Genomic DNA, 4,755 nt, shown 5'->3' with positions numbered 1-4,755 from the left:
TTGATGTGTATAAGAGACAGAACCACACCCCTACCAACGCCTGGTAGTGTGCCGCAAACCCCAATCAACCATACCAATAGAGCACTTACACCTGGCGAAAGAGATAAAATTGCCGCTTATCTAAGTAGTCGCAGTCTCAGCCCCAGTTCGCCCGTCGATCCTGGCACCGATACGCGCTTCATTCTCCACGACACTTCCGTCATCATGGCTCCGAGTACGCTCGAACGCGAACGTTACTTAGGACGCGGCCCGTTAGGATTGGGCGTTAATGCCTTTTTCCCCCGCGAAAAATCTGTAGTTTTGACGCGTCCCAATTTTTACGAACCCCGCCGCCCGACAACAACTGAATTTGAAAAAGCTAGCGACATCCTACCCAAACCCCAGCGCGAACGGCTGCTCAGACAGGCTTGGCGCGCGACGAATGAAAATGCCCGTCGTCAAGCTCTAGATACCGCGCTGGCCAATCTGAACTTGAGTCCGGGTGAAATTGCCTCAGAGCAAAAAGAAGCACGCGGCAAACTCGCCGCAGCTAGCGGAAGGATCTATACCACCGCCACCTGGTCGGTAGAATCGATTTGTACCCGCTTTAATAGCGGCGACAGGTCTGTAACTACTCCCGGCCAAGAAGCCAGCCTCAGCAGTGCCTGTGCGCCGCTGACCAACTATTTTAATGTCCGCAATACCCGCGTCAAGTCGAGTGTAGCTGCCGAAATCGTTCAGGTTGGTGCTCGTTCCGATCGCGGAAATCAAAATACCTGTAGTGCCAGCAATCCGAATATTGCCCAGCTTCCCAATCCCCCCTACTCAGACAATCAGTATAATTCTACCGCCGCAATCTACCTGCGATCGACTCTCGCCGCTGGCAAATTCCCCCAACTGACGACTCACTTTATTCTCGATACCTTCGATCCGGAAGGACATTGCGATCCGCGTTGTTTCAATCTTAACAAGCTCTACAGTTCGATCTCGTTAGCAATGGGACACGCCAAAGGTAGTAGTTATGGAATTACCCCCAGTTATGGCACGCGATCGGGTACTAATAATATCTGGTGGAACGATCGGATCTGTCATGGTTCGGCACCTTAACGAGCGTCGTTAAAGTGCCAACGACTAGAAGTCGTGGCTAGGGTTGCAAAGTCCCCCTCCGGGGACTAACTTTTTATCGAGATTAGTAGACAAATAAAATTCCAAATTGTAGGGTGTGTTATCCCGCAGGGTAACGCACCAAGCAGCGAGACTGCTGTAAGATCTTTCCAGCGATATTAGAGAGAATATGGATCCCCAATTAATTGTAAATGGCATTGCCCTGGGTAGCATTATCGCCCTGGGTGCAGTCGGTTTGACCTTAACTTATGGCATTTTGCGCCTGTCAAACTTTGCCCATGGCGACTATATGACTGTTGGGGCATTTATCGCTTGGATGCTGAATATGAGTAAGATCCCGGTACTGAATAATATCTGGGTATCGATGATTGTCGGGATCTTCGGGACAGTTGGGGTAGCATTGCTCGCCGAAGCTCTGTTATGGAAACGAATGCGTCGCGTTCGCGCTACTGCTACTACACTGGTAATTATTTCGATCGGGTTGGCGTTATTCCTCCGTAATGGTATTCTCCTGTTCTTCGGTGGCGATGCCAAACGCTACAATTTGCCCGTCAGTGAAGCGATCGATCTATTTGGCATCAAAATTAAGTTCTATAATTTGGTCGTATTAGGATTAGCCGTAGTCGCGATCGCTGGCTTGCATTTCTTATTGCAAAATACCAAAATCGGTAAAGCCATGCGCGCGGTAGCCGACGATATCGATCTGGCACGCGTGACGGGTATTAATGTCGAAGAAGTCGTTTTGTGGACGTGGATTATCGCCGCTAGTTTGACTGGATTGGGCGGTCAAATGTATGGATTAGTTGCCAACGTGCGTCCGGATATGGGTTGGTTTCTAATTATGCCGATGTTTGCTGCTGTGACATTAGGCGGGATTGGCAATCCTTACGGCGCGATCGCGGGTGCTTTTATTATCGGCATCGCTCAAGAAGTCTCAGTACCGCTTGTCGGCTCTCAATACAAACTCGCGATCGCGCTAATTTTGATGGTATTGACGTTGCTATTCCGTCCCCAAGGCTTATTTAAAGGTACGGCTTAAGATTTGGAGCCTTATCAACGATCGGTATATAAGGTCGATCGCCTAGAAATACGTTATTCTAAATACAGGTATTTGTGAAAATTTCACAAATACCTTTTTTAAGAGGCCAAACTGACATGCTTATTGAATTCAGCGTCGGTAACTACAGATCTTTCAAAGAAAAAGTCACTTTTAGCATGGTGGCAGCAAACTTGGTGTCTCAAGACAAGGATTTAGACATCAATAATGTTTTTGCTGTAGATAAGGAACTTAGTCTGGTAAAAAGTGCCGCTATTTATGGTGCAAATGCTAGCGGTAAGAGTAATCTGGCTAAAGCCATTCAGTTCATGAAATGGTTTATGGTTAATTCTTCTAAAGAAACCCAAAGTACTGAAGCAATAGGCGTCGAAAGATTTAAACTAAGTACCGAAACAGACGACCAGCCATCGTTCTTTGAAATTGTTTTTTTATTGGATGGTCAACAACACAGATATGGCTTTACAGCCGATCGAGAAAAGGTAGTATCTGAATGGTTATATTATGTGCCCAAGACGAGAGAAACTAAGTTGTTCGATCGTCAAGGTAATAAATTTGATATTGCCAAGGTTTATAAGGCTGACGGCATCGCAACAAAAACTAGAAGCAATGCTCTGTTTCTATCTGTCTCAGCACAATTCAACGTTCAAAAGTCCGAGGATATCCTAAGTTGGCTGACAGAGCAATTTAACTTAATATCTGGGCTAGATGATGAACATTTAAATATTACAATTGGTTGTTTAATTGAAAAGGAAAATCACGGCGAAATAGTTGAACTTGTTCAAAGGCTAGATTTTGGGATTGCGGGAATTGAGGTTGAACAGTTCAACGCTAGAGATGTGTTAAATAATGTTGCCGATCCACAGCAAAAAAAAATATTGAAAATGTTGGCTAGAAACAATGTAGAATTAAGCACTGTTGCAACTACACATCTAAAGTTTAATGAGAAAGGTGAACAAACATCATTAGAGAAGTTTGACATAGCAAATGAAGAATCTGATGGTACCCAAAAAATATTTGCACTATCTAGCTTACTTATAGATACGCTGAAACATGCAAAGGTCTTGATTATTGATGAGTTTGATGCAAGGCTACATCCATTGATGAGTAAGGCAATTGTCGATTTATTCAATTCCAATGAAACAAACCCCAAAAATGCACAACTGATTTTTATGACTCATGATACCAATCTGCTGAGTAATAAGATCTTTCGTCGCGATCAGATTTGGTTTACAGAAAAAGATCGATATGGAGCTACCGATCTATATTCATTGGCAGAATATAAGGTGCGGAATGATGCTTCCTTTGAGAGTGATTATATCAAGGGAAAATATGGAGCGATTCCTTATATCCAAATAGCCGAATCATTCATCGAAACTCATGCCTAAACGAAAGACTAATTCTCGTAGCTACTCAACTAGGGAAGTGGATATTAGAGAAGTCAAAGAAAGATTTCTAATTGTGTGTGAAGGGAAAAAGACAGAACCTTACTACTTTAAAAGTTTTCGCGTACCAAAGGCTGTTGTAGCTGTTCAAGGTGCGGCGGGAGATCCGACTCGATTGGTGAATAGTGCTAATAAGTTAGCAAATGAAGATGAATATGACCAAGTTTGGTGTGTTTTCGATCGAGATGTAGGTGCATGGACAGCTCAAAACTTTAATAACGCCTTGCAAAATGCTAAAAGCTATGGCTTTCATGTTGCATATTCTAATGAATGCTTTGAACTTTGGTATATTTTGCACTTTGAATTTCTCAATACTGGTTTGCCGCGCAGTGATTATGAAGATAAACTCAGCGAACTATTAGGTAAAAAATATCAAAAAAACGATTTGACAATGTACCAACAGCTACTAGAAAAGCAACCGATCGCAATTAAATACGCTCAAAAGCTACTAGACAGTTACAATCCGATCGATCCCGAACGAGACAATCCCGCTACTACCGTTCATTTGCTAGTGCAAGCCTTAAATAGGTTTCTATAAATACGCGAACATATTTAATTATCTGTAGTAACTATCCGATCGAAACTATAAAGTAGTACTATAAATCCAATTATTCGACTATCTGCGTACTAATTACAATCTTTTTAGTCGAGCTGCATACGAACTTATGACTCCTGACGAAGCTTTAGCCATTTTGGATGAATCGCTCAAACCTAAAGTATTAACTCAGATCCAGGAATTTGTATTTCGGCAGACTTGGATAGGAGCTAGCTACGCAGCGATGGCGGAGCAGTCTGGCTATGATGAAGACTACATCAAAGATGTCGGTTCGCGGCTGTGGAAGCTGTTGAGTCAGGTATTAGGGGTGAAAGTAACTAAAAACACTCTAACCTCTGCCTTGGGGCAATATGGGCGGGGATTAGAAGCAAGGGAACGAGTGGATCTAGGTGTAAATACTCCCACCATTAGTCCTACACCAGCACAACAGGCGACACAGATCGACTGGGGTGAAGCAATGGAAGTATATGGCTTTCAGGGACGCGAAGCAGAACTCCAACAACTGCGATCGTGGATCGCGCCAACCGACAAGAACATCCCATGTCGATTGGTGGCGATTTTGGGGATGGGTGGGATTGGGAAGACTGCTTTAACGG

Annotated in this window: 5 protein-coding genes; all 5 read left to right on the top strand. The window is 43.8% G+C overall.

Annotated elements, in window-relative coordinates; all coding sequences use genetic code 11:
- A partial coding sequence (locus C7B77_RS30400; RefSeq protein ID WP_181244006.1) for a hypothetical protein occupies positions 1 to 1,086 on the top strand: 1,086 nt, incomplete at its 5' end.
- Positions 1,087 to 1,273: 187 nt separating this feature from the next.
- The gene (locus C7B77_RS24210; RefSeq protein WP_106310947.1) at positions 1,274 to 2,143 is read left to right on the top strand and encodes a branched-chain amino acid ABC transporter permease; all 870 of its coding nucleotides are present in this window, start codon (positions 1,274 to 1,276) and stop codon (positions 2,141 to 2,143) included.
- Positions 2,144 to 2,259: 116 nt separating this feature from the next.
- Positions 2,260 to 3,546: an AAA family ATPase gene (locus tag C7B77_RS24205; protein ID WP_106310952.1), complete on the top strand. Its 1,287-nt coding sequence runs from the start codon at positions 2,260 to 2,262 to the stop codon at positions 3,544 to 3,546.
- Entirely contained in the window at positions 3,539 to 4,141 is a 603-nt protein-coding gene (locus C7B77_RS24200; RefSeq protein ID WP_106310944.1) for an RloB family protein, read from the top strand. Before C7B77_RS24205 ends, C7B77_RS24200 begins: the two co-directional genes overlap by 8 nt.
- A gap of 127 nt (positions 4,142 to 4,268) precedes the next feature.
- On the top strand, positions 4,269 to 4,755 hold a 487-nt coding region (locus C7B77_RS24195), incomplete at its 3' end, for a helix-turn-helix domain-containing protein (RefSeq protein ID WP_146138491.1).

Origin of the sequence: Chamaesiphon polymorphus CCALA 037, from assembly GCF_003003845.1 — a bacterium.
Classification (GTDB): domain Bacteria; phylum Cyanobacteriota; class Cyanobacteriia; order Cyanobacteriales; family Chamaesiphonaceae; genus Chamaesiphon; species Chamaesiphon polymorphus.
Note: the sequence above shows the minus strand (reverse complement) of the source record. Positions and strands in the feature narration are given on the sequence as shown.

What these genes read in the sequence shown, in the direction of transcription:
- C7B77_RS24205 (WP_106310952.1), top strand. Translation starts at nt 2,260, where the DNA reads ATGCTTATTGAATTCAGCGTCGGTAACTACAGATCTTTCAAAGAAAAA.
- C7B77_RS24210 (WP_106310947.1), top strand. Translation starts at nt 1,274, where the DNA reads ATGGATCCCCAATTAATTGTAAATGGCATTGCCCTGGGTAGCATTATC.
- C7B77_RS24200 (WP_106310944.1), top strand. Translation starts at nt 3,539, where the DNA reads ATGCCTAAACGAAAGACTAATTCTCGTAGCTACTCAACTAGGGAAGTG.